The sequence below is a fragment of the Streptomyces sp. NPDC002868 genome (assembly GCF_055563295.1).
The window spans coordinates 1-1,174 of record NZ_JBVHDR010000093.1 but is presented as its reverse complement, the minus strand read 5'-3'; the positions used below and the strand labels follow the sequence as shown (position 1 = coordinate 1,174).

At 67.4% G+C, this 1,174-nt stretch carries 1 protein-coding gene; it reads right to left on the bottom strand.

The window, feature by feature from the left end:
• Positions 1–137 precede the first annotated feature (137 nt).
• On the bottom strand, positions 138–974 hold the full coding sequence (locus tag ACZ3H8_RS40850) for an IS5 family transposase (RefSeq protein ID WP_467410464.1): 837 nt from the start codon (positions 972–974) through the stop codon (positions 138–140).
• Positions 975–1,174: the final 200 nt, after the last annotated feature.

The following is a 1,174-nucleotide window of genomic DNA, read 5'->3' as shown; positions in this document are numbered from 1 at the left end:
CAGGCTCCGAGTCCTCGCTGGGGTCTGCTTTCACCACAATGGGCCCCGCTGGCTTGTCCAGACTGGCCGACGGCTGCATCACGACGCCCAGTAACAGAGTCAGAACTAGAGGGCGTCTGAAAACCCTGTCAGCGGGCCTAACTTGCGAGGCGACGCACCAGGAGCATGGCCATGGCGAGGTAGATGGCATTCTCCGAGCAGACGCGCAGGTACTCGTAGTCCTTCGACAGGCGGCGGCACCGTCCCAGCCAGGCGAACGTCCGCTCCACCACCCAACGGCGCGGAACCACCGCGAACTGGGGCACTGCTGGAGGCGATGCCCCCACCCGAGCCCAGGTCGAGCGGAAACCACCGACGCGGCGCTGCACGATCTCCACGGTGATACCTGTGGCCTCCAGGGCCCAGGCGTGGAAGTCGGCGCCGCGGTAGCCCTGGTCCGCCCACACATGCCGCAGGCGCGGGAAGGTATCGGCAGCGCGGGCGAACAGCACCACAGCGCCATCGCAGTCGCCCACACTGGCCGGGCTCACGCACGTATCCAGGACGGTGCCGCGGGTGTCGACGAGCAGGTGGCGCTTGATGCCGCTGACCTTCTTGCCGCCGTCGTAGCCGTGCAGGCCACCGCGCTCACTGGCCCGGACACTCTGGCTGTCCACGACGGCGGCACTGGGAATGGGGTCCCGGCCGAGCTGCACCCGCTCGCGTTCGCGCAGCGCCGTCAGCATCCGCTCCCACACGCCGTCCTTCTGCCAGCACCGCCAGTAGTGGTAAACCGTCTGCCACGGCGGTAAGTCATGCGGCAAGAGTCTCCAGGCACAGCCGGCCCGCAGCCAGTACGCCAGCGCGTTGAGGATCTCCCGCCGCGCGTGCTTCGCCGGCCGTCCACCAGGCTTGACCGCCGGAACCAGCGGACAGAGGATCTCCCACTCCGGATCAGACAGATCCGTCGAGTAACGGGTACGCAGCCCGCACACCCCAGCCCCCGAAAGTGCGCCACCGCCCCGCTACCAGGGCTTTCCCGCTGACAGAGTTTTCAGACGCCCTCTACCACCGATCCCCTCCACCGCTGTAGGGGCTGATTGGAGGACGGCAATGTTCAAGGATAAAGGGGCGCCGATTCACGGTGCGGAGATGAAACCCGGCAGCCTTCCCGCCGCGGAAGATATGGCAGCCT